The organism is Cellulomonas fengjieae, from assembly GCF_018388465.1.
Classification (GTDB): domain Bacteria; phylum Actinomycetota; class Actinomycetes; order Actinomycetales; family Cellulomonadaceae; genus Cellulomonas; species Cellulomonas fengjieae.
Window position 1 is genome coordinate 3,731,889 of record NZ_CP074404.1, and the last position, 21,959, is coordinate 3,753,847.

Below are 21,959 nucleotides of genomic sequence, written 5' to 3' on the forward strand. Positions count from 1 at the left end.
TCAGTGGAACCGGCGGCCCTCGTCGTTGCGGTAGGCGATGACCGCCAGGGCCGCGAACAGGACCGTCCAGGCCAGGATCACCGGGAGCGCGTAGGCGTAGGCCGACTCGCCGGTGACCACCTGGACGGCCAGGTCGCGGGCGGCCCGGGAGGGCAGGAACGTGGACAGGGTGTCCAGCCAGCCCGGGAACGCCTGCGGCGGCAGGAACAGCCCACCGGCGAAGGCGAGCGGGAACAGGGTCGCCTGCACCACCGCGATCGAGGCCTTCGAGCTGAGCCGGTAGCCGATCGCCAGGCCCAGCAGCAGGAACGGCACCGCCACCGCGGGCACCAGCGCGACCGCGGCCAGCGCCTGCGTGAGGCTCAGGGTCGCCGCCGTGAGCAGGACGCCGAGCACCACGAGCGGCACCAGCGCGAGGTATGACCAGATCACCCCGTTGAGCACCCGGCCGGCCAGCCGCGGTCCGGCTCCGGCGGGCAGCGTGCGCAGGAACGGGTCGAACGGCATCGCGCGGTCCTCCGAGACGCCGACGCCGAACGAGAACAGGCACGTCGACATCACGGCGAACACGCCCAGCTGCGCGATCGCCGCGGTTGCCGCCAGGGGGTCGTCGGCCACCGAACGCTGCGGGACGACGAAGAACAGCATCGCCAGCGACGGGAACAGCAGGTTGCCGAGCACCGCGATCGGCACGCGGACGGTCTCCAGGAACTGGAACCTGGCGTGCAGGAGCGCGAGCGCCCGGAACGGGCGCGGGGTCAGGGTCGCGGTGCTCATCGGACGGCCTCCTCGTCGTGCGTCTCCTCGTGCGTCAGGGTCAGGAACGCCTCCTCCAGAGAGGCACCGCGCATCTCCAGGCCGCTGAACGGCACGTCCTGCGCGACGAGGGCGCGCACCAGCCGGTCCGCGTCCGACGCCAGGACCGTCCACCGCCCGTCGAGCCCCTGCTGCGCGCTCGTCGCGCCGGGCAGGCGGGCGAGGTCGACGTCGTGGCCGGGCGGCAGGGACAGGATCACGCGACGCAGCGCGACGAGCCCGAGCACCGAGGCGAGGCTGTCGTCCGCAAGCACGCGACCGCCGCCGATGACCACCACCCGCTGCGCCAGCGCCTCGATCTCCTCGAGGTAGTGGCTGGTGAGCAGGACGGTCGCGCCGTCGGCGTGGTAGTCGCGCAGCGCCTGCCACAGGATGTGCCGCGCCTCGACGTCGAGCCCGGTCGTCGGCTCGTCGAGGAGCACGAGCCGCGGCCGCCCGACCAGCGCCAGCGCGACGGCGAGCCGCCGCTTCTGCCCGCCGGACAGGCCGCCGGTCTGCCGCCGCACCAGGTCTTCGAGCCCGAACCGGGCCAGGGCCTCGCCGCGCGGCATGGGTGCCGGGTAGTGCTTGCCGACGAGGTCGACGACCTCCCCGACCGTCAGCGTCGGCGGCAGGCCCGTCTCCTGCGGGGTGGTGCCGAGCGCGATGCGCGACGACGCCGAGCGCGGGTCGCCACCGAACAGCCGGACCGTGCCGGAGTCCGGCCGGCGCAGGCCGCTGACCAGGCTGAGCAGCGTGGTCTTGCCGGCCCCGTTGGGACCGAGCAGCCCGACCAGCTCGCCGTGGCCGACCGTCAGCGACACGTCGTCCAGCGCCGTCACGGCCCCGAAGGTGCGGGTGGCACCGGCCACCTCGACGACGGCGGTCACGACGCACCGTCGAGCAGCGCGCGCAGCGAGCCGGTGTACCGCTCGAACGCCAGGCGCCCGGTGGGTGTCAGCTCCACGTACGTGGCCGGGGTCCGGCCCTCGTGGGTCTTGGTGATCAGCACGTACTCCGCCTCCTCGAGTCGGCGCAGGTGGGTGGACAGGTTCCCCGCGGTCATGTCCAGCAGCTTCTGCAGCCGGGGGAAGGCGATGCGGTCGTGCGTGTCGAGGGCTGCCAGCGTGGCGACGACCCTCAGCCGCGCCTGCGCGTGGATGACCGGGTCGAGCTCGACGTCAGGCACGTGCCCGGACCCTCTCGACGAGGCCCGCGGCGAGCATCCCGCCACCGCCCGCGACCGCCATGACCAGGTAGGTGCCGGGCAGCCCGGCGAGCGCCGCTGCGCCGCCGACCAGCGCCATCCAGCCGCCGATCACGTACATGGGGACCGAGTCCCAGAGCATCCCGCCGGCCAGGTAGAGCAGCCCGACGACCAGCGCCGCGATCGCGTTGCCCGCGAGCGCCAGCACCTCGCCCGACGCCCCCGCCGATGCGAAGCCGCTGACGATCATGGCCTGCGCCGCGAAGCCGATCGACCAGGCCAGGCCGTACATCGTGCCCTGCCGGGAGCTGGCGCCGACGATCCCGCGCGTCCGGCGGATCACGTGCACGATCGTCACCACGAGCGCGATCACGCCGCCTGTGATCGCGACGGTCGCGGTGAGCCCGGCCGGGCTGTCGTCGTCGCTCGAGGTCAACCAGATCAACCCGTAGCCGATGAGCCACGCAGCACCCCACACCCCGAACAGGAGGGGGCCCGAGGGTCGGGTGTCGTCGGTCCGTGCGCGCTGCGCCGCGATGATCGCGAGCGCGTCGGCCGGGCTCGGCATCGCGTCCGCGTCGCGGGGGTCGTGCTGCGTCATGTCGCCTCCGTGGGTTTGCACGACAAAGTACTTTGCCCACACGGCCTGCGCAAGCCCCTCGACCGGGTCCCGGCCTACGCTTCGAGGCATGACAGCGCCGACGCCCGCCGACGAGCGCCCCGTCGGCATCGCCCCGCCGCCCAGCCCGCGCGCCTACCGCCGCCGGATCACCACCGAGATCTGGATCGTGCTCGGCCTGTCGCTCGGCCGGTCCGGGCTGTACGCCGTGGTCAACATCATCGACCGGCTCACCGCGGGGCCTCCGCTGGCCGACCAGTCGACGACGCTGAACCCGAGCCGGTCGGACCGTCCGTGGCTCGACCTGACCTACCAGCTGCTGCAGATCGGCTTCGCCCTGGTACCGGTCGCGCTCGCGCTCTACCTGCTCTCCGCCAACGGCCGGTCCGCCGTCCGCCGGATCGGCCTGGACCTCACGCGGCCGTGGCGCGACCTGGGGATCGGCGTCGCGCTGGCCGCCGCGCTCGGCATCCCCGGGCTCGGGCTGTACGCGGCCGCGCGCGCGCTGGGCCTGGCGGTCGAGGTGCAGGCGTCCGCCCTGAACGCGGCCTGGTGGACCATCCCGGTCCTGATCCTCGCGGCCCTGCAGAACGCGCTGGTCGAGGAGGTGATCGTCGTCGGCTACCTCATGGAGCGGCTACGCGAGCTGCGCTGGAGCACGCCCGCGATCCTCGTCACCAGCGCCCTGCTGCGCGGCTCGTACCACCTGTACCAGGGCTGGGGCGCGTTCGTCGGCAACGCGATCATGGGGCTGGTGTTCGCCGAGTACTACCGCCGCAAGCGCCGGGTGATGCCGCTCGTGATGGCACACACGGTCATGGACGTGGTGGTGTTCGTCGGCTACGCGCTCGTGCCCGACGAGTGGATCGCCGCGCTCGGCCTCGACTGACGCCTCGACCGACGTCAGAGCGCGGAGAGGCTGTCCAGCTGCTTGGCCAGCTGCCGGGTGGCGAAGCCGCTCACCACGAGCACCACGCCGCCGACGAAGGCGAACAGCCCGAGCAGGACCACGATCACGCTCACGGACGTCTGCGGGTTCATGATCAGCAGCAGCCCGAACAGGAACGAGACGAGGCCGAAGGTGAGGACCCAGTACCAGCCGATGTCGCGGGAGCGGTACAGCACGACGGCCGCGATGATGGCCAGGACGCCGAGCAGCAGGACCCACAGCGCGATCAGGTAGAAGATCACCGCGACCGACGCCTCCGTCCACACGACGGCGACCACACCCAGCGCGATCCCCATCAGCCCGGACGCGAGCCACCAGCCGGATCCCGGCTCCTTGCGGTTGCCGAGCCACTGCCCGATGGCGACGAGGCCGTCGATGATGGCGAAGATCCCGAAGACCCAGGTCAGCACGCCGACGCTGGCGAGCGGCTGCGCCAGCATGAACAGGCCCAGGATCAGCAGCACCACGCCCCGCACGACCGGTAGCCACCAGATGCGGCGCAGTGCGGTCGAGGCCTCGGCGGTCAGGTCGTCGGACATCGGTTCCCCCACAGGAATCGGGACGAGGACCTGACGGCCCTCGGGCGCCACGCTAGTGGAGGTGGCACCCAGTCACAGCGTCGCAGCGCCGTCCTCCCGGGCGCGACCAGCACGGCTGCCTAGAATCGCCCCATGCCCGCGACGCCTGCCAGTCACGCGGCGGACGGCGCCGCGGCTGCCGACGCCGTGCTGCCCGACCCTGTCCTGGGGACACCCGGCTCCTCGCCGAGCACCGAGGGCATCACCATCGAGGACATCCCGACGGTCCGGGTCCACCACCCCAGCGACCTGCTCGGCACCGTGCTGTCCCTGCTCGGGGTCGTGCTGGTGCTCATGCTCGCCACGTACGCGCACAACACCACGAGCGGTGTCGCCGAGGACGTCCAGGGGTTCGCCACCTTCCTCCAGCAGATCCTGTTCGTGCCGGTGTCCCTGCTCGAGGGGTTCGTCATCCTGGCGGTCCCGGTGGCCGTCATCACCGAGCTCGCGTTCCGACGCCTGGGCCGGCAGCTGCTCGAGGGCATGGCCGCCGCGCTCGCCGCGCTGGTCCTGAACGAGGTCGCCCGCTGGGCCATCGAGACGTTCGGGTCCGCCGAGCTGATGATCGGGATGTCCATCCGGTCCGACGGCCGCTGGGTGGTCACCCTCCCCGCGTACGTCGCCCTGCTCGTCGGGCTGCTCACGGTGGTCGGTCCGCGCGGCCGCCGCCGGACCGTCACCTGGTCGTGGAACCTCATCTGGTTCGCCGCCGGCGTGCTGCTCATCACGGCCGGCGTCTCGCTGCCGGGCCTCATCGTCTCCCTGCTGATCGGGCGCGTGGCGGGCCTCGGGATCCGGTACCTGTCCGGCGTGCAGTCGGAGCGCGCGTACGGGTCGAGCCTGGTCAACGGCGTGCGCCGGGCGGGGTTCGAGCCCGTCCGGCTGAGCCGGGTGGCCGACACGACCACCGACGAGGTGGACCCGCAGCGGGCGGCTCGGCTCGACGGCGACGCCGCCGCCCGCGCGCTGACCCGTTCCACCGACCACCGCGTCTACGAGCTCACCACCGCCGACGGCGAGAACCTGGACCTCGTGGTCATCGATGGCGACCGCCAGGTGGTGGGCATGCTCACCCGGCTGTGGCGCTCGCTGCGGCTGCGCGGGATCGAGGGTCGCTCCGTCGTGTCGCTGCGGCAGGCGGCCGAGCGGACCGCGCTCCTGTCCTACGCAGCGCGTGCGGCCGGCGTGCTGACCCCCAAGCTGCTCAGCATCGCCGAGGCGGACGACTCGATGCTGCTGGTCCAGGAGCGCCCGGGCCACGCGGTCCCGCTGAGCGACCTCGACGACGAGGAGCTGACCGACGAGCTCCTGCGGGAGATCTGGGCGCAGCTCCAGCTCGCGCACGACGCGGGCATCGCGCACCGGTCGCTGACCAGCGACGTGCTGCTGGTGGAGATGGTCGTCGGGCGACCCGTCGTCTGGCTGACCAGCTGGGAGCAGGGCGACGTGGCGTCGACCGAGCTCGCCCGGCGGATGGACGTGACGCAGCTCGTCGCGATGCTCGCCCTGCGGGTGGGGGCCACACGCGCGCTGGACTCGGCCGCCGCCGTCGTGCCGCCCGAGCACGTGGCCGCGATCGGCCCCCTGCTGCAGATGATCGCGCTGCCGCGGCAGACCCGCGACGAGATGCGCGCGAACAAGAAGGTGCTCGCGGAGCTGCGCTCGGCCCTCGTCGCCCGGCTGCCCGAGGCCGACGTCGAGCCGCAGCAGCTGGTCCGCTTCGGGGCCCGCACCGTGCTCACGATCGTCGTGCCCATCGTCGCCATCGTCTTCGTGATCACCAGCGTCAACGTCAACCAGATCACCTCCGCGCTCGCGACGGGCGACTGGCGCTGGACGGTGGTGTCCTTCCTGCTCGGCCTGCTCACCCTCCTCGGCGCCGCCCTGGCCTTCGTCGCGTTCTCCCCGGTCAAGCTGCCCGTCTGGCGGGCGACCCTGGTGCAGACGGCCGCGACGTTCGTCGGGCTCGCCGCTCCCGCCGGCATCGGGCCGGCCGCCCTGAACCTGCGGATGCTGACCAAGCGCGGGGTGTCCACCACGCTCGCGGCCGCGACGGTCGCCCTCGTCCAGGTCAGCCAGTTCGTCGTGACGCTCGGCCTGCTCCTGGTGCTCACGATCGTGTCGGGGAACAACGAGTCGTCCCTGCCGGTGTCGCCGGCAGTGCTCCTGGTCATCGGCATCGCGGCCGCCCTGGTCGCCTCCACCCTCCTCGTTCCCAAGGTCCGGCAGTGGGTGCTCACCAAGACCATGCCGATGCTGCGCCAGACGTGGCCGCGGCTCATCGAGGTGCTCGGACAGCCGTGGCGGCTGGCGCTCGCCGTCGGCGGGAACCTGCTGATGACCCTCGGGTTCATCTTCGCGTTCGACGCCAGCCTGGCCGCCTTCGGCCAGGACGCCACCCTCATCCAGGTCGCGCTGGTCTACCTGGCGGGGAACACCGCCGGCGCGCTGATCCCGACGCCCGGCGGGATGGGAACCATCGAGCTGGCCCTGGCCGGCACGCTGACCAGCATCACCGGCATCAACCCCGGTATCGCGACGTCGATCGCGGTGCTGTTCCGCGTAGCCACGTACTGGCTGCGCATCCCGATCGGCTGGGCGGCCATGCGGTACCTGCAGAAGTCCGGCGAGCTCTAGACAGCCGTCCGGGCCGGCACCTGAGCGGTACCGGCCCGGAACGGGGTGTCAGGCGAGTGCCTTGGCCTTGAGCTGGGCGTACTCGTCCGCGTCGATCGCACCGGAATCGAGAAGTGCCTTGGCGTCCGCGATGTGCTCCGCCGGCGACTTGCCTGCGGCCACCTCGCGGATGTAGGAGTCCGTCTCCGACTTGGCCTCCTGGATGGCCTTGACCTGCCGCTCCGCCATCCCATTGCCACGCGCGATCACGTAGACGAGGGCGGTGAGGAACGGGAAGATCACCAGCGCGATGATCCAGAGAGCTTTCCACCAGCCGCTGAGCTCGCGGTCACGGAAGAGGTCGCTGAGGATCTGGAAGAGGATCACGAGGTAGGCGAAGAACAGGAACCAGTAGATCAGCAGCAAGAACCACTGCCCGAAACTGTCCATGCGACCTTCTCTCCGAGGCAGCTCCCCCTGCTGGTAGCCGCTTCGCCGAGATTATCGCTGCCCAGGGCAGCACAAAAGCCCCACAGACCACGGTCCGGGGGCTTCTGTGAAAGGCGGTGGTTCAGGCGGCGGCGTGCTCCCGCTGGGCGGGCACCTGGTCCGCGGCACTGCGACGGGCGGCGATCCCGGCCCACGCCGTGAGGCGGATGGCGGGGAACACGGGGCTGGAGGCCTCGGACGGGTCTACTGAGTATCCACGCTGATCCATGACGCTGTCCTGTCTGTTCGGTAGCCCGGCTGACCATGTAGGTCCCGTGGCTTTGCGTCCCCGCTTTGCAGAGGGTTTGCCGTTTTCGCTGACAAGTCCGACATTAGAGCAACATGAGGGCACGGCGGAAGCGCGCGCAGTGACCAATACCGGACGCGCGTCCATTTTCACCCGCTCGGATGTATCTGCTGGGGCGCGTCCAACTTGCGTCGGGCAACTGACCATGTCAGACGGCCAGCCCGCGCGGCCGGGCCGGGTCAGCGGCGGAGCGCCACCGCGGCGTCGAGGTGGGCGTCGCGCCGCTTCTCGTGGGCGCGCCGCTCGGTCTGCTGCCACGGCTCGAGCGGCTCGGGCACCCGACGGGCGAGGCGGGCCCGCGACGAGCGCAGGACGAGCCGGGGGATCGGGATGCGCAGGGTGTGAACCTCGTACGTGAGGGCGACCATGTCATGCCTCCGGACCTGGTGCGGGATCGGTGTGCAGATCGGGGCGGCTGGTGGCGAACCAGCGCATGAGCAGGGCTCCGGCGGGCCGGGCGGCCGCGTCCGTCACTCTGGCGATGTAGGGCTCGAACAGGGCACCGATGTCCCTCATCAGCGCCTCCGTCTCGTCGGGGGTGGCCCAGAACGCGTCCTTGGTCATCGCGGTGGGCAGCGGCCGGCCGGCGAGGTCCGCCCCGGCCCCGGCGCGCTCGTGCAGGAAGCTGATGAAGGCCTCGGCCTCCTGGCGCACGGCCACCTCGGCGAGCTCGACGACGGCGACGAGGGAGCCGGGCACCGACTCGTCGGGGGCGAAGGGCTCCCCCCGCACGGTGGGCCGCCACGGGCGCTCACGGCCGCGGGGCTCGGCCGGCTCGATGAAGCCGTAGCGGGCCAGCAGGCGCAGGTGGAAGGAGCAGTTCGCCACCGTCTCACCCGTGTGCCTGGCGCACTGCGTGGCCGTGGCCTCACCGACCCCGTCGAGGTAGTCGAGGAGCGCGAGCCGCAGGGGGTGCGCCAGGGCGCGCATGCGCTCGGGATCGCTCTGGGCAGGTCGGCCGGTCTGCTCGTGCGGGCTCATGTGACGACCATAGGACTCGCAACGATCATTGCGCAATGGTCCTTGCGCAAGTGTTGTTGTGAACCCGCCCGCCGCAGACACGGCGAAGGCCCCCACCGCCGTGGTGGGGGCCTTCGCGCACTGCAGGACGGTCAGATCACTTGAAGGCGTCCTTGATGTTCTCGCCGGCCTGCTTCACGTTCGCGCTGGCCTGGTCCTTCTTGCCCTCAGACTCGAGGCGCTCGTCGTCCGAAGCCTTGCCGGCCGCTTCCTTGGCCTTGCCCTTGGCTTCGTCCGCGGCGTTGCTGATCTTGTCGTCGAGACCCACCAGAACCACTCCTTCTCGGGTTGGGAACACCCAGACGCTACGACGCCGACCCGCCCCCCGCATCCGCAACAACCGCGTCCCTCAGGGCGCCGAGCACCTGCTCCCAGCTGGCGGTCGCGTGCTCCGCCTCCTGCGCGGAGCCGTTGCCGTCCTGCTCGAGCGTCACCGTGGTCGCGCCGTCGTGCTCCTCGAACGTGAACGTCAGGTGGTGGTAGTTCTCCGGCTGGTCCGGCTGCCCGCTCATCGGCGAGTAGTGCGTGTAGTGCAGGCGCCGCGGGCGGTCGACCTCGAGGATCTCGCCGCGGTCCTGGAACGGCTTGCCGTCCCACTCGCCGTCGAACGTGATCGGCGCGCCGACCACGTAGGCGCTGGTGACCCGGGCGCCCATCATCCAGGTGGCCTCGGGATCGACCAGGGTGTCCCAGACGGCCCCCGCCGACGCCGGGATCTCGACGGCCGCGTGAGCGACGTGGTTCTCAGCCACGACCGCCCCCGGTGACGCGGTACAGGTCGGTCAGCGTGAACACCTCGGACCCGTGGTGGATGATCTCGCGGTTGATGTGCTGGACCAGGTGGGCGAAGGGCGACTGCTGGTCGATCTCCGTGGCCTGGCTGAACCCGACGGTGAAGATGTCGTCGTCGGACATCTGCGCGATCCCGGCGCGCCAGAGGTCGGCGACCCGGGTCAGCTCGGCGACGGCCGGGCCGACCTCGCCCGAGTAGGTCAGGTCGGACCGACGCGCCCGGTGCTCCCCGAACGTCCAGTCGTAGCGCTCGGTGAGCACCTCGGTCAGGTGCGCCACCAGCCACGCGACCGTGCGCGGTCCGGGATGGTCGGGGCCCTCGGGCCACTCGACCACCCACTCGCCGACACCGAACACGCGGGGTGCCGTCGACTCCGACCGGCGCCGCACGCTGAGGGCACCCGGCGCGGGCTCCCAGACGAACTCGGCCTGCGTCACCGTCTCCAGCCGCCGGCCCAGCTCCCACCAGGAGAACTCCAGCTGCCCGCGCACGACCGCGCGGGGGGTGGGCACCGTCAGGATCGACCAGTCGAAGTTCTCCATCTCGGCACCCTAGCGACGCCCGCCGACACGGTCAGTCGGTTGACCGCTCCGCGTCCGCGCTCTCCTCGCGCAGGCGCGGCTCGGTGCGGCGCCGCGGCGCGAACCCGGCCTTGTCGGCGTAGAAGGCGCGGACCTGGTCCATGTCCGCCCTGACGTCGCCGGTCATCTCGAGGGTCGGGCCCAGCCCTGCCGTCATCGTGGTGCGGTCGACGTACCCGAGCGTGACGGGCAGGCCCGTGGCGCGCGCGATCCGGTAGAACCCCGACTTCCAGCCCGATCCGCTCCGGCTGCCCTCGGGCGTCACCACCAGGTAGAACCGGTCGCCGCTGCGGATGCGGGACACCAGCTCGTCGACGAGCCCCGACGGGTTGTGGCGGTCGACCGGGATGCCGCCGAGTGCCCGCATGACGGGGCCGGCCGGGCCGCGGAAGAGCTGCTGCTTGCCGAGCCACCGGTACGTCAGGTCGTTCTCGCCCGCGATCGCGAGCATCAGCACGAAGTCCCAGTTGGACGTGTGCGGTGCACCGAGCACGATTCCCGCGCCGTCCGTCGGGAGCGGTTGGGTCACCAGCTCCCAGCGGCTGACGCGCCAGTACGCACGGGCGAGGGTTCTCTTCAGCGTCACCGCAGGACCGTACCTGAGGTCTCAGTGGTTCCTGCGCAGCAGCAGCAGCGTGACGTCGTCGACCGACGCGGGGTCCCGGCACTCGCGCAGCACGGTGTCGATGTCCACCGCGCGACCGTCGGCGTGGTCGAACTGCCCGAGCAGGCGGCGCAGCCCTTCGCGCAGGGAGGTCTGGCGGGAGTCGACCAGCCCGTCGCTGTAGAGCACGAGCCCGCCCCCCGGCGGAAGCGTCAACCGGGTGGTGGGCGGCGTCCCGGAGCCGGCGCCGAGCGGGCGTTCCACGGGCATGTCGAGCAGCACCGCTGCCCCGCCGGGCTGCAGGAGGAGGGGCCGCGGGTGCCCGGCGGCGGACAGCTCGACGTCCCCCGTGGCCGGGTCCACCAACGCGACGACCCCCGTCGCCATCTCCAGCGGCATGGTCCACCGGACCACGTGGTCGAGAGAGGCCAGGGTCTGGGCCGGCGAGTCCCCGCGCAGCAGGTAGGCCCGCAGCGCGTTGCGGATCTGCCCCATGGCGGCCGCGGCGGACAGGCCGTGCCCGGCGACGTCGCCCACGACGACGGCGAGCCGTCCGTCGGGGAGCGCGAGGGCGTCGTACCAGTCACCGCCTACCCGGCCGCCCGCGGCCGGCTCGTACCGGGCGTGCACCGACCAGCCGTCGACCTGCGGGAGCGACGCGGGCAGCAGGCTGCGCTGCACGGTCTCCGCCGTGCGGATCTGGAGGCGCGACCGCTGCAGGAGCACCTCGAGCAGCCGCGCGCGCAGCTCCTCGGCCCAGCGCACCTCGCTCGGCGTCCACGGCTCGCTCCTGTCGCGGACCGTCTCCCGCCACAGCGCGAACGACTTGCGCGGGCTCAGCCGGACGTGGTCGCCCTCCCTCGTGGCGATGGCCTTGTTGTGCGGGTCGCCGCCCCAGTCGACGTTCTGCACCGCCTCGTGCCGGAGCCACACCACGGCCTGACCCTCGGGCAGCCGCAGGGCCATCAGGCCGGCCACGCCCGGCACGAGGGCCGCGAGCGCGGGCTCCTGCGTGGCCAGCGCGTCGCGCACGACCACCTCCTCGTCCTGCTCGGCCACCCACGCCAGCAGGGCGGTGCAGTCGGCCGGGACGTCCCCGACGCAGTCGACCACGCCGTCGGCGGAGACCACGGCGCCCTGCGCCGGGACCAGGTCGAGCACCGTGGTGCCGGTGACGAGGGCGGAGGCGAGCGCACGGTCGTGGTCCCGGCCGGCGCTCAGCAACCGCGACAGCGTGCGCGACGCGCCGATGCGCGCCTCCAGCTCGTCCTCCTCGACACGGGCGACGAGTCGCAGCGAGAGGCTGGAGCCCAGGAACTCCGCCGCGGCGCGCACCCCGTACGGCGGCTCGTGCGGACCCGCGTAGTGATGGCACGCGATCAGGCCCCACAGCCGGCCCTGCCGCAGCAGCGAGACCGACATCGACGCGGCGACGCCCATGTTCTCCAGGTACTCCACGTGGATCGGCGACACGCTGCGCAGCGTCGAGTGGGTGAGGTCCAGCGGCTGGCCGGTCACCTCGTCGAGACCGGGCACGATCGGCGACGGGGTGTAGCCGACGTCCGAGATGAGCCGGATCCAGCTCTGCTCGTACAACGCGCGGGCCTGCGGCGGGATGTCGCTCGCCGGGAACTTCAGGCCCAGGAACGGGTTGAGCTCCGGACGCATGGCCTCCGCGACCACCTCGCCGTTGTACTCGTCGTCGAAGCGGTAGATCATCACGCGGTCGAACCCGGTCAGCGCCCGCACCTCGCGCGCCGTGATCTCGTAGAGGTTCGCCAGGTCGTGCGCGCCGTTGAGCTGCTCGACCGCGCTGCGGACCGCCTGGTAGGTGTTGGGGAACGAGAAGGGCCGGGGCCCCGACGCCGGTTCGACCTCGACGACGAGGAGCGTGCTGTCCCCGCTCAGGATGCGGTGCAGGACCACGTCCAGATGACGGTCGCCGATGGCGACCACGAGCGGGTTGCGAGCGCGCAGGTTGCCCCACGTCCGCACGTGCTGCGCGATCGCGTCGGCGGCCTCCGCACCGAGCACGTCCGCCAGCGGGTGCCCGAGCACGTCGTCGACCGCCGGCCCGAGCAGGGCCTCGACGTTCTGCGACGTGTGCCGCACCACCAGGTCCGGTTCCGTCACGGCCAGCAGGACGCCGCGCGGCTGCACGCTCCCCGGGATGTGGATCGGTTCGCGGGCACAGTTATCGAGGTTAACCACCTCGCCGGGCGCCAGGTACATCGTTTCGAGCCTGTCCGTCATGACGTACCCCCCGGGGCAACCCTGCCATGGGACGCCGCCCCTGTCAGGGACCGTGGTCAGTCGAGGCAGAACAGCGTGACCTCCGCGATGCCGACCGCGCCCGGCCCATACAGCTGCGCGAACAGCTCGGCGTCCTCCTTCGAGGCCAGGTAGGTCGCGACGACGAGGGTCTCCGGGGGGAACCCGAGCGCCTCGCCTGCACCCTGGTCGCAGGCGATCTCGCCGCCGGACGGCGCGTAGCCGAGCTCGGTGACCCGCGCCGTGGCCGCGACTGCCGCGGGCGAGTCGAACGAGTCGACGACCGCCACGTAGGTGCCCCAGACCCGGTTGCCGTGCGCGACGTCGGCCGGCTGCGGCCGGGCGGGAGGCGTCGTGGGAGGCGTGCTGGGTGAGGGCGCCGTCGGGGTCGGGCTCGCCGTCGTCGGGGTCGGGGTCGGGCTCGCCGCCGTCGGGGTCGGCGTCGGGCTCGCCGTGGCGGTCACGCTCGGGGCGGGTAGCGCCGGCTGCACCGCCGACAGCCCGGTCACCGCGTTGGCGGTCACGATGCCGACGGCGACCGCCGCCGCGGCTGCCGTGGTGACGGTGATGACGCGGCGGGCGCGGAGCCGATGGACCTGAGCGCGCACCTGCTCCGCCTCCGTCCGGGGATCCGGGGCAGCGGCGGCGGCGGCATGGGCCTCGTGCTGGGCGAGCGCGCCGAGCAGGTCACGCAGGTGTGCGGTCATAGGTGGCTCCCGGATTCGACGGCCGCGTCGGGGTCGTGGGGCAGGACGTCCGGGCCGAGCGCGGTGCGCAGCTTGGCCGTCGCGTCGAACAGGTAGCGCTTGACCGCCCCGGTGCTCAGGCCCAGCTCGTGGGCGACCTCCGGGACCGTCAGGTCGTCGAAGTAGCGCAGGACCGCGACGGCGCGCTCGCGAGGGGTCAACCCCGCGAGGGCCGCGCGCACGTCGAGCGCCGCCGCGGTGGCGTGCTCCGGGGACCGGGCATGCCCGGTGTCCGCCAGCAGGTGGACCTTGGTCCGCCAGGACGCCGTGCGGCGTGCCGAGTCGATGAACATCGTGCGGATCACGCTGCGCACGTAGCCCTCGGCGGTGTAGACGTCCGTCAACGCACGGGGCTTGGCAAAGGTCCGGACGATCGCGTCGTGCACGAGGTCCTCGGCGTCGCGCCGGTCGAGCGTGAACAGGGCGGCATAGCCGACCAGGGCCGAGCGCCGATCGTGCAGCACCTCGTCCAGAACCCGGTGCCAGGCTGGCACGCCGCACCCCCTTCGTCGTCCGGACAACCGTCATGAGGACAACGAGCGCGCGGCCCTGAACGTTGGGGGGGCTGTCAGACCTCGTCGCGCCAGGTGTGCCGCGGGTCGTAGCCGAGCAGGCGCCGGGCCTTGTCGATGGACAGCAGCGTCTCGCGGCCCTCGAGGTGCCGGGTCACCGGGACGTCGGGGAAGTACTCGGCGACGAGCTCCGCCGACGGCCGTTCCAGGACGGTGTCCGGCGACGCGACGATGAAGGCCTCGAACCCCCTGAGGTCGCTCTCGAGCGCGAGCCGGACCGCGAGGGCGCCGTCGCGGGCGTCGATGTAGCCCCACAGGTTCCAGCTCCGGCTGCGGGGCTCGGCCGCGAACCCGGGGAAGGCGGCGTAGTCGGCGACGTCCATGACGTTGGAGAACCGCAGGCCGATGAGCTTGAGCTCGGGGTCCCACCGCGTGAAGTGCCGCGCCATCTCCTCCTCGACCGCCTTGCCCAGCGAGTACGTGCTCTCCGGGCGGACGGCGTACTCCTCGTCGACCGGCACGTAGGGCGGTGGCGTCTCGAACGGCAGCCCGAGGACCGTCTCGCTGGACGCCCAGACGACGTTCTTGATGCCCGCCCAGCGCGCCGCGCTGAAGACGTGGTGGGTGGCGACGACGTTGTTGGCGAACGTCGCGCCGCTCGGCCGCAGCCCCGGGGCCGGGATCGCCGCGAGGTGGACGACCGCGTCGACGCCGTCGTACCGGTCGTCGATGCCGGTCAGCGCCTCGGTCACCTGGCCCAGGTCCGTCAGGTCGACGCGCGTGAACACCGCCGGCTGACCGGCCGGTGGCAGGGCGGTGTCGACGTTGACCACGTCGTACCCGTGCGCCGCCAGGTGGTCGACGACCGCTCGTCCGAGCTTGCCGCTGCCGCCGGTCACCACGACGCGGGTCATGAGGCGTCCAGCCAGGTGTGCGCCGGCGGGACCAGGGCCTCGAGCGCGGCCCACAGGGCGTCCGGCAGCGGTGCGGAGGCCAGGTCGAGGGTGCGGGCGACGCGCCCCGGCCGGCTCATGCCGACGATGGTGGACGCGATGCGGGGGTCCCGCAGGGAGAACTGCAGCGCCGCGGTGCCCAGCTCGGTGCGGAAGTCGGCGCACACCCGCCGCATCTCCGCGACGGCCGCGAGCGTCTCGGGCGGCGCCGGCCGGTAGCCGTAGCTCGTCGGCCCGCCGGACTGGAAGGCCAGGATGCCGCCGCCGTAGACCGCGGCATTGAGGATCCCCAGGCCCTGCCGGACGGCCTCCTCGATCACGGGCCCGGCGCTGCGGTCCACGAGCGTCCAGCGGTTGTGCACCAGCAGGACGTCGAACACGCCCAGGTCGAGGTACTTCGCGATCTCCTGCACCCGACCGCCGGCCAGCCCGATCGCACCGATCTCGCCTGCGTCGCGCAGCTGCACCAGCGCCTCGACCGGCCCTCCCGGGGCGGACATCTCGGCGAAGTCGAACGACTCGGGGTCGTGCAGGTGGACCAGGGGGAGGTGGTCGAGGCCGAGGCGCTCGCGGCTCTCCGCCACGGAGGCGCGCACCCGGTCTCCCGAGTAGTCGCGGCCCGCCGGGTCGACCTTGGTGGCGATGACGACGCCCTCGGGCACGCCGCCCGCCTCGACCAGCGCGGCCCCGATCCGGCGCTCGCTCTCGCCGTCCGAGTAGCCATTCGAGGTGTCGATGAACCGGATGGGGCTGTCCAGCGTGGCCAGGACGGTCGCGACGCCGTCGTCGGCGGAGACCTCGCGCCCGAAGAGCTCGGGCATGCTGCCGAGCGGCCCGCCGCCCAGGCAGACGGCCGACACCTGCAGGCCTGTCCCGCCGAGCTCGCGGATCCATCCGGGCTGACCGGGTGCGTGGGGGGGCTGCTTCATCCGCACATCTCACCACGGGGGGTCCGAGATGTCCGGTCCAGGTCTAGCGCTCTCGGCGCTCTTCCAGGCCATGGACAGCACCGTCACGTTCGAGCAGGCGCAACTGGGGGCCGAGGAGCCGGAGACGGTCACGGTGCCCGCGCGCAGCCTGCTCGACGCCGACAGACTGCGGTTCGTGTTCACCCCGCCGGTCGCCAACTTCCGGGAACCCTGGCTCCACCACGACAACCGTCACCGAGCCCACACCGGCATGCATCAGCCCTCGGCGGGCGCGGTCGCCCGGGCGGCCTCCAGGATGATGTCGGTCACCGCGCCCGGCTGTGAGACCGAGACGGCGTGCGAGGCGTCGACCTCGACCAGGTGCGCGTCGGCCCGCTCCGCCATGAAGCGCGACAGCTCGGCGGGGATGGCCAGGTCCTGGGCGGCCAGCAGCACCCACGACTCGATCGACCTCCACGCCGCTCGCGTCGCCGGGGCCGTGAACGCGGCGAGCGCGAAGGGACGCTGTGTGACCGCCATCCTCTCCGCGACAGCCCTGTCGACGTCCGCGCCGAACAGGTCGGGGAAGCGCGCCGGGTCGATCGTCAGCTCGGTCTGCGTGGTTCCGTCGGCCGAGCGGTACGGCGTCGCGACGGCCGCACCGCCGAGCTGGGCACCCGGGAACTTCTCGACGAGCTCCAGCAGGCTCTCGCCGACCTCGGCGAGGAAGCTGGCGACGTAGACGAGGGCGGTCACGTTCGTGTTCCCGTCGGCCGCGTGGCTCATCACCGCACCGCCGTACGAGTGGCCGGCGACAACGATGGGGCCCTCGATGCCCTCCAGGACGCTGCGCAGGTAGTCGCCGTCGCTCTCGAGGCCGCGCAGCGGGTTGGCGACGGCGACCACGCGGTGGCCGGCCTCGCGCAGGGCGTCGATGGAGCCGTTCCAGCTCGATGAGTCCGCGTACGCGCCGTGGACCAGGACGATGGTCTGGGCTGTGGTGGTCATGGTGTTCCTCCGGGTGATGGCTGGGACTGGTGTATGCAATATATTGCGTACTGTGGACACTCCGTCAACCCTTCCTCCCCAGAAAAGGCCACGCGGCGGGCACGATGGTCGGGTGCCTGTTCCCTCCGACCGCCCACCGGTCGACCGTTCCCTGCTCCGCGACGACGTCTACCGCCGCCTGCGCGACGGGATCATCGACGGCACGTTCGCCCCGGGTGAGCAGCTCAAGGACGGCGAGCTCGCCACCTGGCTCGGGGTGAGCCGGACCCCCGTGCGCGAGGCGCTCCTCCGGCTCGCGCACTGCGGGCTCGTGGTGGCCCGGCCGGGCCGGTCGACGGTCGTCAGCTCGCTCGACGAGCGGGCGACGCGTGACGCGCGGGACGTGGTCGCCGCCATGCACGAGCTGGCGGTCCGGGCGGCCGTCCCCCAGCTCACCTCGGCGGACATCGACGCGATGCGCGACGCGGCCCGCCGGTTCAGCGACGCCCTCGACGACGGCGACATCGACGTGGCGCTCAGCGCCGACGACGAGCTCCACGCCGTCCCCGTGACCGTCGCCGGCAACCGGGCGGTCGCCGCCGTCCTCGAGCAGCACATGCCGGTGCTGCGCAGGATCGAGCGCGTGCGGTTCGCGTCGGCCGACGGCCGGCGCTCACCCGACCGTCACGAGGACCTGATCCGGCTGTGCGCCGCGGGTGACGTCGACGGCGCCGCGGCGGTCGCGTTCGAGACGTGGCACAGCCTCCCGACCAGCGCGTCCTGACCGCGTCACCGCGGCTCGAACGCCACGATCCCGCTGCTGCTCACGCCGAACAGACGGTGGTCGACCACCGCGAGGCTGTGGATGCCGACGGGCGGCTCGACGGACCAGGCGAGCCGCCCGTCGTGCAGGTCGTGGGCCACCACGGTGCGGCGGAAGCCCGGCCCGAGCACGATCAGGTGCCGCCCGTCGGTCACCAGGCTCTCCCCGCGCAGGTCCTCCGGCGCCAGCTCCCACACGACCGCGCCGGTCCGCAGGTCCCGGACCTCGACCGCCCCGCTGACCAGCACCGCGAGCAGCCCGTCGACCACGAGCATCGTGCTCGACATGTCGCTGGTGGGCCGGGGGGCCGTCCACACCGTGCCGCCCGTGGGGGCGTCGATACCGCGCAGGCCGTCCTCCTCCTGCCGGAGCAGGACGTGGGGCGACGACCCGTCGTCGACGGCGATCCGCGGCCCGCGCACCGGTCGCGCATCGGGCTCGGCACGGCCCGACGCCGCCCCGTCGGCGAGGTCCGACGTCCAGAGCTCGTCACCCGTGCGCATGTCGATCCCGCGCAGCCGGTCCGCCCCGTCCTGGTACCGGAGCACGAGGACGCCGTCGCGGACCCAGGCGCGACCGGGGAGGCCCACGACGTAGTCGCTGCGCGCGGGCGCCGACTGCCACGCGACCCTCGGGGCGGCGTCCATCGGCGCGAGCACCTCCGGGATCGCCGCGAGGGCCTCGGCGCGCGCTCGCTCGGCGCGCACCGACAGCGTGCCGGGCACGACGAGGGCGACCGCCACCGCGATCGCCGCGGCCGACGCCGTGAGCCGGTGCCGCCGGACCCATCCGGACGCACGGCGGAGGCGTTCACCGACGACGCTGCGGGCGCGGTCCACCTCGTCCGTCGCCTGCCCGGCACCGGACGCCTCCACGAGCTCGACGGGCTCCATCCGCCGGGTGCTCATCGGACCCGCTCGCGGTCACCGGGCCGCGGCGAACGTCGACGCGATCTCCAGCAGCAGCCGGGCCCCGAACCCGGTCGCCCCCTTGGTCCGCCAGGCGTCGTCCGACTCGGACCGCATCGTGCCGGCGATGTCGAGGTGCGCCCACGGGGTGTCCCCCACCCACTCGGCCAGGAACAGCGCCGCGGTGATCGCCCCGGCGTACTCGCCGCCCAGGTTCTTGATGTCCGCGACGTCGGAGTCCAGCTGCTTGCGGTACCGGCGGTCCAGCGGCAGCCGCCACACCTGCTCGTCGGTCTTCTCCGCCGCCGCCTCGACCAGGTCGAGGAGCGCGTCGTCGTTGCCGATGACGGCCGCGGTCAGCATCCCCAGCGCCGCCAGCGCGGCGCCGGTCAGCGTCGCGATGTCGACGATCGCGTCGACCCCGTCCTCGCGGGCCAGCGCGATGGCGTCGGCCATGACCAGGCGCCCCTCGGCGTCGGTGTTCACCACCTCGATGGTCCGTCCGCTGCGGCTGGTCAGGACGTCGCCCAGCTTGGTGGCCGACCCCGACGGCATGTTGTCCGTGCAGGCCAGGTAGGCGCTGACGGCCACGGGGACGTCGAGGTCCGCGAGCGCGGTCATGGCCGCGAGCACCGCCCCGGCTCCGCTCATGTCCATCTTCATCGCCGCGTGCATCGCGTTGGACGGCTTGAGGCTGATGCCGCCGGAGTCGTAGGTGATCCCCTTGCCGACGAGGCCCAGGTGCGCACGCGGCTCGGTCGCCGGCGTGTACCGGACGACGATCATCCGCGGCTCGACCACCGACCCCGCGTTCACCCCCAGCAGGCCGCCGCAGCCCATCTCGACGAGGGCCGCCTCGTCGAACACCTCGATGTCGAGACCGTGCTCACCGGCCAGCCAGACGGCGATGTCGGCCAGGTCCGGGGCCGTGAGGTGACCGGCCGGGGTGCTCGCCAGGTCGCGGGACAGCGACGCCGCCCGGGCCAGCACGAGTCCGCGGTCGGCCCCGCGGCGGGCGTCCTCCGCCGACGCATCGTCCACCAGCAGCACGATCTCGCGCACGGGGACGGTGCTCGGATCGCTCTTGAGGGCGTCGTAGCGGTAGCGGCCGAGCAGGATCCCCTCGACGACGGCCTGCGCGGAACCGTCGTCGAACGCGAGGTCGGTCGTCAGCACGTCGTCGCGACGGGCCGCCCGGGCGAACGCGGCCGCCGCGTCGCGCAGCGACGACTCGGACGGGTGGTCGCCGACACCCGTGAGCACCAGCGCGCCGCCGTCGCGGGGCAGGATCAGCGTCTCGCCGACCTTGCCGCCGAAGCCCCACTCGGTCAGCTCGTCGCGGCTCAGCGGCACCCCCGACGGAACCTCGCCGGTGGCGGTGACCGCCACGCCGAGGGCGCGGCCGGCGCCGGTACCGGGCGACGCGACCCGAACCGACACCTCCTCGAGCAGTGCGCGGGACGGGATCGGGTCGAAGGTCATCGTCGTGCTCCTTACGTCGGCCAGATGACGGGGATGAGCAGGACGGCGACGGCGAACCACGCTGCCGTCGTCGCGAGGCCGAGCTTCCAGTAGTCGGAGAACGCATAGCCGCCCGGCCCCATGACCATCATGTTCGCCGGGGTCGCGATCGGCGTCAGGAACGACGCCGCGCCGGCCACCGCGACCAGCATCAGGACGGGCGCGAGCGCGACGCCCGACGCGTCGGCCAGGGCGACCGCGATGGGCGCGATGATCAGCACGGTGGCGGTGTTGCTCACCACCTGGCCGAGCACGAGCGTGAGCAGGAACAGCGTCGCGAGCACGACGCGCGGGCCGCCGTCGCCCACGAGGTCCACCAGCCAGCCGGCCACCAGGTCGGCGGCGCCGCTCGACGAGATCGCGACCGACAGGGGGATGAGCCCGCCGATCAGCACGACGATCTGCCACGACACCGCTCGGTACGCCTGCGGCACGCCGACCACCCCGGTCATCACCATGAGCGCCGCCCCGACCAGACCCGCGATGGCGGGGGGCACCACGCCGGTGGCCAGCAGGAGCACCGTCACGGCCAGCACCGCGAGCGCACGCCACGCCTTGGGCCCGAGGGCCACGGTCTGCCGGCGGACGAGCTCGGGGCTGTCCACGATCAGCACGTCGTCGTCGGCCGCGAACGCCTCGACCGCGGGCCACGGACCGTGCACGAGCAGGGAGTCACCCTCGGCGAGCACCAGCTGGTCGCCTCCGCGGTCCTTGCCCAGCCGCCGGACGCCGAGCACGGTCACGCCGGAGCGCGCCATGCCGGCGAACACGACCTCGCCGATCGCCCGCGACCGGGGCCGCACCACGAGCTCCGCGACGCCGACCTCGCGCCCCAGCAGCGCCTCGCGGGTCCGCCGGGTCAGTGGCGTGGTCGCGACGACGAGCCCGTGGCGCTCGACCAGCGACGCGATGCCGGAGCTGTCCCCGGTGACCACGACGACGTCCCCGACGTCCAGCGCGTCGTCCACGCCCGCCGGGCGGCCGTCCTCGCGCTGCACGCCGATGAGCACCACCCCCTCGGGCACCTCGACCTCGTCACGGCGCCGGCCCACGACGTCGGACGACGGACGCACCCCCAGCCGGAAGAAGCCCACGTCGAGGCTGTAGTGCTCGACGAGCGTGTCGACATGCTCGGAGTAGTCGGCCGGGAGGGAGGTCGGTGAGCGGTCGGGCAGCAGCCGGCGTCCGACCAGGACCGAGACCGCGATGGTCGCCAGCACGAGCGGCAGACCGATCAGCCCGAACTCGAAGAACCCGAACCGGTCGCCCGTGGAGTCGAACAGCGCGTCGGACACGATGACGTTGACCGTGCTGCCGCTGAGCACCAGCAGCGCGCCGGCGCTCGCGGCGAACGCGAGGGGCATGAGCATCTGCGACGTCGACTGCTTGGAGCGGCGCGCCGCCAGCACCACCACGGGCAGGAGCGCCGCGGTGGCGCCGTTGGGCGTGACCAGCGCGGCCAGGACGGCCGAGAGGGCCATGAGGGCGATCAGCAGCTTGGTGCGGGCGGTCCCCGCGCGCGTGATCAGCTCCTGCCCCGCCCAGGCGGTGACCCCCGACGACTCGAGACCTTCGCTGACCACGAACAGGGTGGCGATGAACACGACGACCGGGTCCCCGAAGCCAGCGATCGCCTGGTTCGCGTCGATCAGGCCGGTGGCGTAGAGGGCCAGCGCGGTGAGGATGGCGACCACGCCGACGCTGAGCCGGTTCCAGACGAAGAGACCGACACAGCCGGCGAGGACGAGCAGGCTCAGGACGGCGTCGGACAC

General features: G+C 72.8%; 24 protein-coding genes and 1 riboswitch. Of the genes, 3 read left to right on the forward strand and 21 right to left on the reverse strand.

The window, feature by feature from the left end; translation table 11 throughout:
* The 4 genes from KG102_RS17410 to KG102_RS17425 are packed head-to-tail and all read right to left on the reverse strand — an operon-like array spanning position 1 to position 2,603.
* Complete coding sequence (locus tag KG102_RS17410) at positions 1 to 777, reverse strand: ABC transporter permease (RefSeq protein ID WP_208213165.1); 777 nt, start codon at positions 775 to 777, stop codon at positions 1 to 3.
* Positions 774 to 1,685, reverse strand: a complete 912-nt coding sequence (locus KG102_RS17415; protein ID WP_208213166.1) for an ABC transporter ATP-binding protein — start codon at positions 1,683 to 1,685, stop codon at positions 774 to 776. Before KG102_RS17415 ends, KG102_RS17410 begins: the two co-directional genes overlap by 4 nt.
* Positions 1,682 to 1,984, reverse strand: coding sequence for a transcriptional regulator (locus KG102_RS17420; protein WP_208213167.1), 303 nt, complete (start codon positions 1,982 to 1,984; stop codon positions 1,682 to 1,684). The genes KG102_RS17415 and KG102_RS17420 overlap by 4 nt, the downstream gene beginning before the upstream one ends.
* The gene (locus KG102_RS17425) at positions 1,977 to 2,603 is read right to left on the reverse strand and encodes a hypothetical protein (protein WP_208213168.1); all 627 of its coding nucleotides are present in this window, start codon (positions 2,601 to 2,603) and stop codon (positions 1,977 to 1,979) included. Before KG102_RS17425 ends, KG102_RS17420 begins: the two co-directional genes overlap by 8 nt.
* Positions 2,604 to 2,691: 88 nt before the next feature.
* On the opposite strand from KG102_RS17425, the gene KG102_RS17430 reads away from it, so the two are divergent.
* On the forward strand, positions 2,692 to 3,510 hold the full coding sequence (locus KG102_RS17430; RefSeq protein WP_208213169.1) for a CPBP family intramembrane glutamic endopeptidase: 819 nt from the start codon (positions 2,692 to 2,694) through the stop codon (positions 3,508 to 3,510).
* Positions 3,511 to 3,524: 14 nt separating this feature from the next.
* On the opposite strand, the gene KG102_RS17435 is transcribed toward KG102_RS17430, so the two are convergent.
* Complete coding sequence (locus KG102_RS17435) at positions 3,525 to 4,109, reverse strand: HdeD family acid-resistance protein (RefSeq protein ID WP_208290241.1); 585 nt, start codon at positions 4,107 to 4,109, stop codon at positions 3,525 to 3,527.
* Between the two features lie 132 nt (positions 4,110 to 4,241).
* On the opposite strand from KG102_RS17435, the gene KG102_RS17440 reads away from it, so the two are divergent.
* On the forward strand, positions 4,242 to 6,785 hold the full coding sequence (locus tag KG102_RS17440; RefSeq protein WP_208213171.1) for a lysylphosphatidylglycerol synthase transmembrane domain-containing protein: 2,544 nt from the start codon (positions 4,242 to 4,244) through the stop codon (positions 6,783 to 6,785).
* A gap of 48 nt (positions 6,786 to 6,833) precedes the next feature.
* Here the strand turns inward: KG102_RS17440 and KG102_RS17445 are convergent, their stop codons facing one another.
* From KG102_RS17445 to KG102_RS17505, 13 genes are all read right to left on the reverse strand, one after another.
* Positions 6,834 to 7,214, reverse strand: coding sequence for an SHOCT domain-containing protein (locus KG102_RS17445; RefSeq protein ID WP_208213172.1), 381 nt, complete (start codon positions 7,212 to 7,214; stop codon positions 6,834 to 6,836).
* 284 nt (positions 7,215 to 7,498) lie between these two features.
* Positions 7,499 to 7,573, reverse strand: a riboswitch (cyclic di-GMP riboswitch).
* A gap of 166 nt (positions 7,574 to 7,739) precedes the next feature.
* Positions 7,740 to 7,928 carry a hypothetical protein gene (locus KG102_RS17450; protein WP_208213174.1) on the reverse strand — a complete coding sequence of 63 codons (189 nt, stop codon included), beginning with the start codon at positions 7,926 to 7,928 and terminating at the stop codon, positions 7,740 to 7,742.
* A gap of 1 nt (position 7,929) precedes the next feature.
* Positions 7,930 to 8,541, reverse strand: a complete 612-nt coding sequence (locus KG102_RS17455; protein ID WP_208290240.1) for an ArsR/SmtB family transcription factor — start codon at positions 8,539 to 8,541, stop codon at positions 7,930 to 7,932.
* A gap of 136 nt (positions 8,542 to 8,677) precedes the next feature.
* The gene (locus KG102_RS17460; RefSeq protein ID WP_208213176.1) at positions 8,678 to 8,848 is read right to left on the reverse strand and encodes a CsbD family protein; all 171 of its coding nucleotides are present in this window, start codon (positions 8,846 to 8,848) and stop codon (positions 8,678 to 8,680) included.
* Positions 8,849 to 8,885: 37 nt separating this feature from the next.
* The gene (locus tag KG102_RS17465) at positions 8,886 to 9,332 is read right to left on the reverse strand and encodes an SRPBCC family protein (protein ID WP_208213177.1); all 447 of its coding nucleotides are present in this window, start codon (positions 9,330 to 9,332) and stop codon (positions 8,886 to 8,888) included.
* Positions 9,325 to 9,915 carry a DinB family protein gene (locus KG102_RS17470; RefSeq protein WP_208290239.1) on the reverse strand — a complete coding sequence of 197 codons (591 nt, stop codon included), beginning with the start codon at positions 9,913 to 9,915 and terminating at the stop codon, positions 9,325 to 9,327. Before KG102_RS17470 ends, KG102_RS17465 begins: the two co-directional genes overlap by 8 nt.
* Positions 9,916 to 9,946: 31 nt before the next feature.
* Entirely contained in the window at positions 9,947 to 10,534 is a 588-nt protein-coding gene (locus KG102_RS17475) for a 1-acyl-sn-glycerol-3-phosphate acyltransferase (protein WP_243885089.1), read from the reverse strand.
* 27 nt (positions 10,535 to 10,561) lie between these two features.
* Positions 10,562 to 12,790, reverse strand: a complete 2,229-nt coding sequence (locus tag KG102_RS17480; RefSeq protein WP_243885015.1) for a SpoIIE family protein phosphatase — start codon at positions 12,788 to 12,790, stop codon at positions 10,562 to 10,564.
* 77 nt (positions 12,791 to 12,867) lie between these two features.
* Positions 12,868 to 13,536 carry a hypothetical protein gene (locus KG102_RS17485; RefSeq protein WP_208290237.1) on the reverse strand — a complete coding sequence of 223 codons (669 nt, stop codon included), beginning with the start codon at positions 13,534 to 13,536 and terminating at the stop codon, positions 12,868 to 12,870.
* Positions 13,533 to 14,069 carry a sigma-70 family RNA polymerase sigma factor gene (locus KG102_RS17490; protein WP_208290236.1) on the reverse strand — a complete coding sequence of 179 codons (537 nt, stop codon included), beginning with the start codon at positions 14,067 to 14,069 and terminating at the stop codon, positions 13,533 to 13,535. Before KG102_RS17490 ends, KG102_RS17485 begins: the two co-directional genes overlap by 4 nt.
* A 74-nt stretch (positions 14,070 to 14,143) precedes the next feature.
* Positions 14,144 to 15,001 (reverse strand): NAD-dependent epimerase/dehydratase family protein, encoded by an 858-nt coding sequence (locus KG102_RS17495; protein ID WP_208290235.1) that lies wholly within the window; start codon positions 14,999 to 15,001, stop codon positions 14,144 to 14,146.
* Complete coding sequence (locus tag KG102_RS17500; protein WP_208290234.1) at positions 14,998 to 15,969, reverse strand: aldo/keto reductase; 972 nt, start codon at positions 15,967 to 15,969, stop codon at positions 14,998 to 15,000. The genes KG102_RS17495 and KG102_RS17500 overlap by 4 nt, the downstream gene beginning before the upstream one ends.
* Before the next feature lie 255 nt (positions 15,970 to 16,224).
* A complete protein-coding gene (locus KG102_RS17505; RefSeq protein WP_208290233.1) occupies positions 16,225 to 16,956 on the reverse strand; it encodes an alpha/beta fold hydrolase in 732 nt (243 codons plus the stop codon).
* Between the two features lie 112 nt (positions 16,957 to 17,068).
* Between KG102_RS17505 and KG102_RS17510 the strand changes: the two genes are divergently transcribed.
* Entirely contained in the window at positions 17,069 to 17,719 is a 651-nt protein-coding gene (locus tag KG102_RS17510) for a GntR family transcriptional regulator (RefSeq protein ID WP_249667387.1), read from the forward strand.
* 5 nt (positions 17,720 to 17,724) lie between these two features.
* Here the strand turns inward: KG102_RS17510 and KG102_RS17515 are convergent, their stop codons facing one another.
* Genes KG102_RS17515 through KG102_RS17525 form a run of 3 tightly spaced genes read right to left on the reverse strand, consistent with a single transcriptional unit; the run spans position 17,725 to position 21,959 of the window.
* Entirely contained in the window at positions 17,725 to 18,666 is a 942-nt protein-coding gene (locus KG102_RS17515) for an outer membrane protein assembly factor BamB family protein (RefSeq protein WP_208290231.1), read from the reverse strand.
* A gap of 15 nt (positions 18,667 to 18,681) precedes the next feature.
* Positions 18,682 to 20,148, reverse strand: a complete 1,467-nt coding sequence (locus tag KG102_RS17520; RefSeq protein WP_208290230.1) for a leucyl aminopeptidase — start codon at positions 20,146 to 20,148, stop codon at positions 18,682 to 18,684.
* A gap of 11 nt (positions 20,149 to 20,159) precedes the next feature.
* On the reverse strand, positions 20,160 to 21,959 hold the full coding sequence (locus KG102_RS17525; protein ID WP_208290229.1) for an SLC13 family permease: 1,800 nt from the start codon (positions 21,957 to 21,959) through the stop codon (positions 20,160 to 20,162).

Bases quoted from the DNA above. Each gene is read 5' to 3' on its own strand.
- KG102_RS17470 (WP_208290239.1), bottom strand. From the start codon at position 9,915: ATGGAGAACTTCGACTGGTCGATCCTGACGGTGCCCACCCCCCGCGCG.
- KG102_RS17440 (WP_208213171.1), top strand. From the start codon at position 4,242: ATGCCCGCGACGCCTGCCAGTCACGCGGCGGACGGCGCCGCGGCTGCC.
- KG102_RS17480 (WP_243885015.1), bottom strand. From the start codon at position 12,790: ATGTACCTGGCGCCCGGCGAGGTGGTTAACCTCGATAACTGTGCCCGC.
- KG102_RS17410 (WP_208213165.1), bottom strand. From the start codon at position 777: ATGAGCACCGCGACCCTGACCCCGCGCCCGTTCCGGGCGCTCGCGCTC.
- KG102_RS17520 (WP_208290230.1), bottom strand. From the start codon at position 20,148: ATGACCTTCGACCCGATCCCGTCCCGCGCACTGCTCGAGGAGGTGTCG.
- KG102_RS17455 (WP_208290240.1), bottom strand. From the start codon at position 8,541: ATGAGCCCGCACGAGCAGACCGGCCGACCTGCCCAGAGCGATCCCGAG.
- KG102_RS17445 (WP_208213172.1), bottom strand. From the start codon at position 7,214: ATGGACAGTTTCGGGCAGTGGTTCTTGCTGCTGATCTACTGGTTCCTG.
- KG102_RS17500 (WP_208290234.1), bottom strand. From the start codon at position 15,969: ATGAAGCAGCCCCCCCACGCACCCGGTCAGCCCGGATGGATCCGCGAG.
- KG102_RS17515 (WP_208290231.1), bottom strand. From the start codon at position 18,666: ATGAGCACCCGGCGGATGGAGCCCGTCGAGCTCGTGGAGGCGTCCGGT.
- KG102_RS17485 (WP_208290237.1), bottom strand. From the start codon at position 13,536: ATGACCGCACACCTGCGTGACCTGCTCGGCGCGCTCGCCCAGCACGAG.
- KG102_RS17425 (WP_208213168.1), bottom strand. From the start codon at position 2,603: ATGACGCAGCACGACCCCCGCGACGCGGACGCGATGCCGAGCCCGGCC.
- KG102_RS17430 (WP_208213169.1), top strand. From the start codon at position 2,692: ATGACAGCGCCGACGCCCGCCGACGAGCGCCCCGTCGGCATCGCCCCG.
- KG102_RS17450 (WP_208213174.1), bottom strand. From the start codon at position 7,928: ATGGTCGCCCTCACGTACGAGGTTCACACCCTGCGCATCCCGATCCCC.
- KG102_RS17435 (WP_208290241.1), bottom strand. From the start codon at position 4,109: ATGTCCGACGACCTGACCGCCGAGGCCTCGACCGCACTGCGCCGCATC.
- KG102_RS17495 (WP_208290235.1), bottom strand. From the start codon at position 15,001: ATGACCCGCGTCGTGGTGACCGGCGGCAGCGGCAAGCTCGGACGAGCG.
- KG102_RS17505 (WP_208290233.1), bottom strand. From the start codon at position 16,956: ATGACCACCACAGCCCAGACCATCGTCCTGGTCCACGGCGCGTACGCG.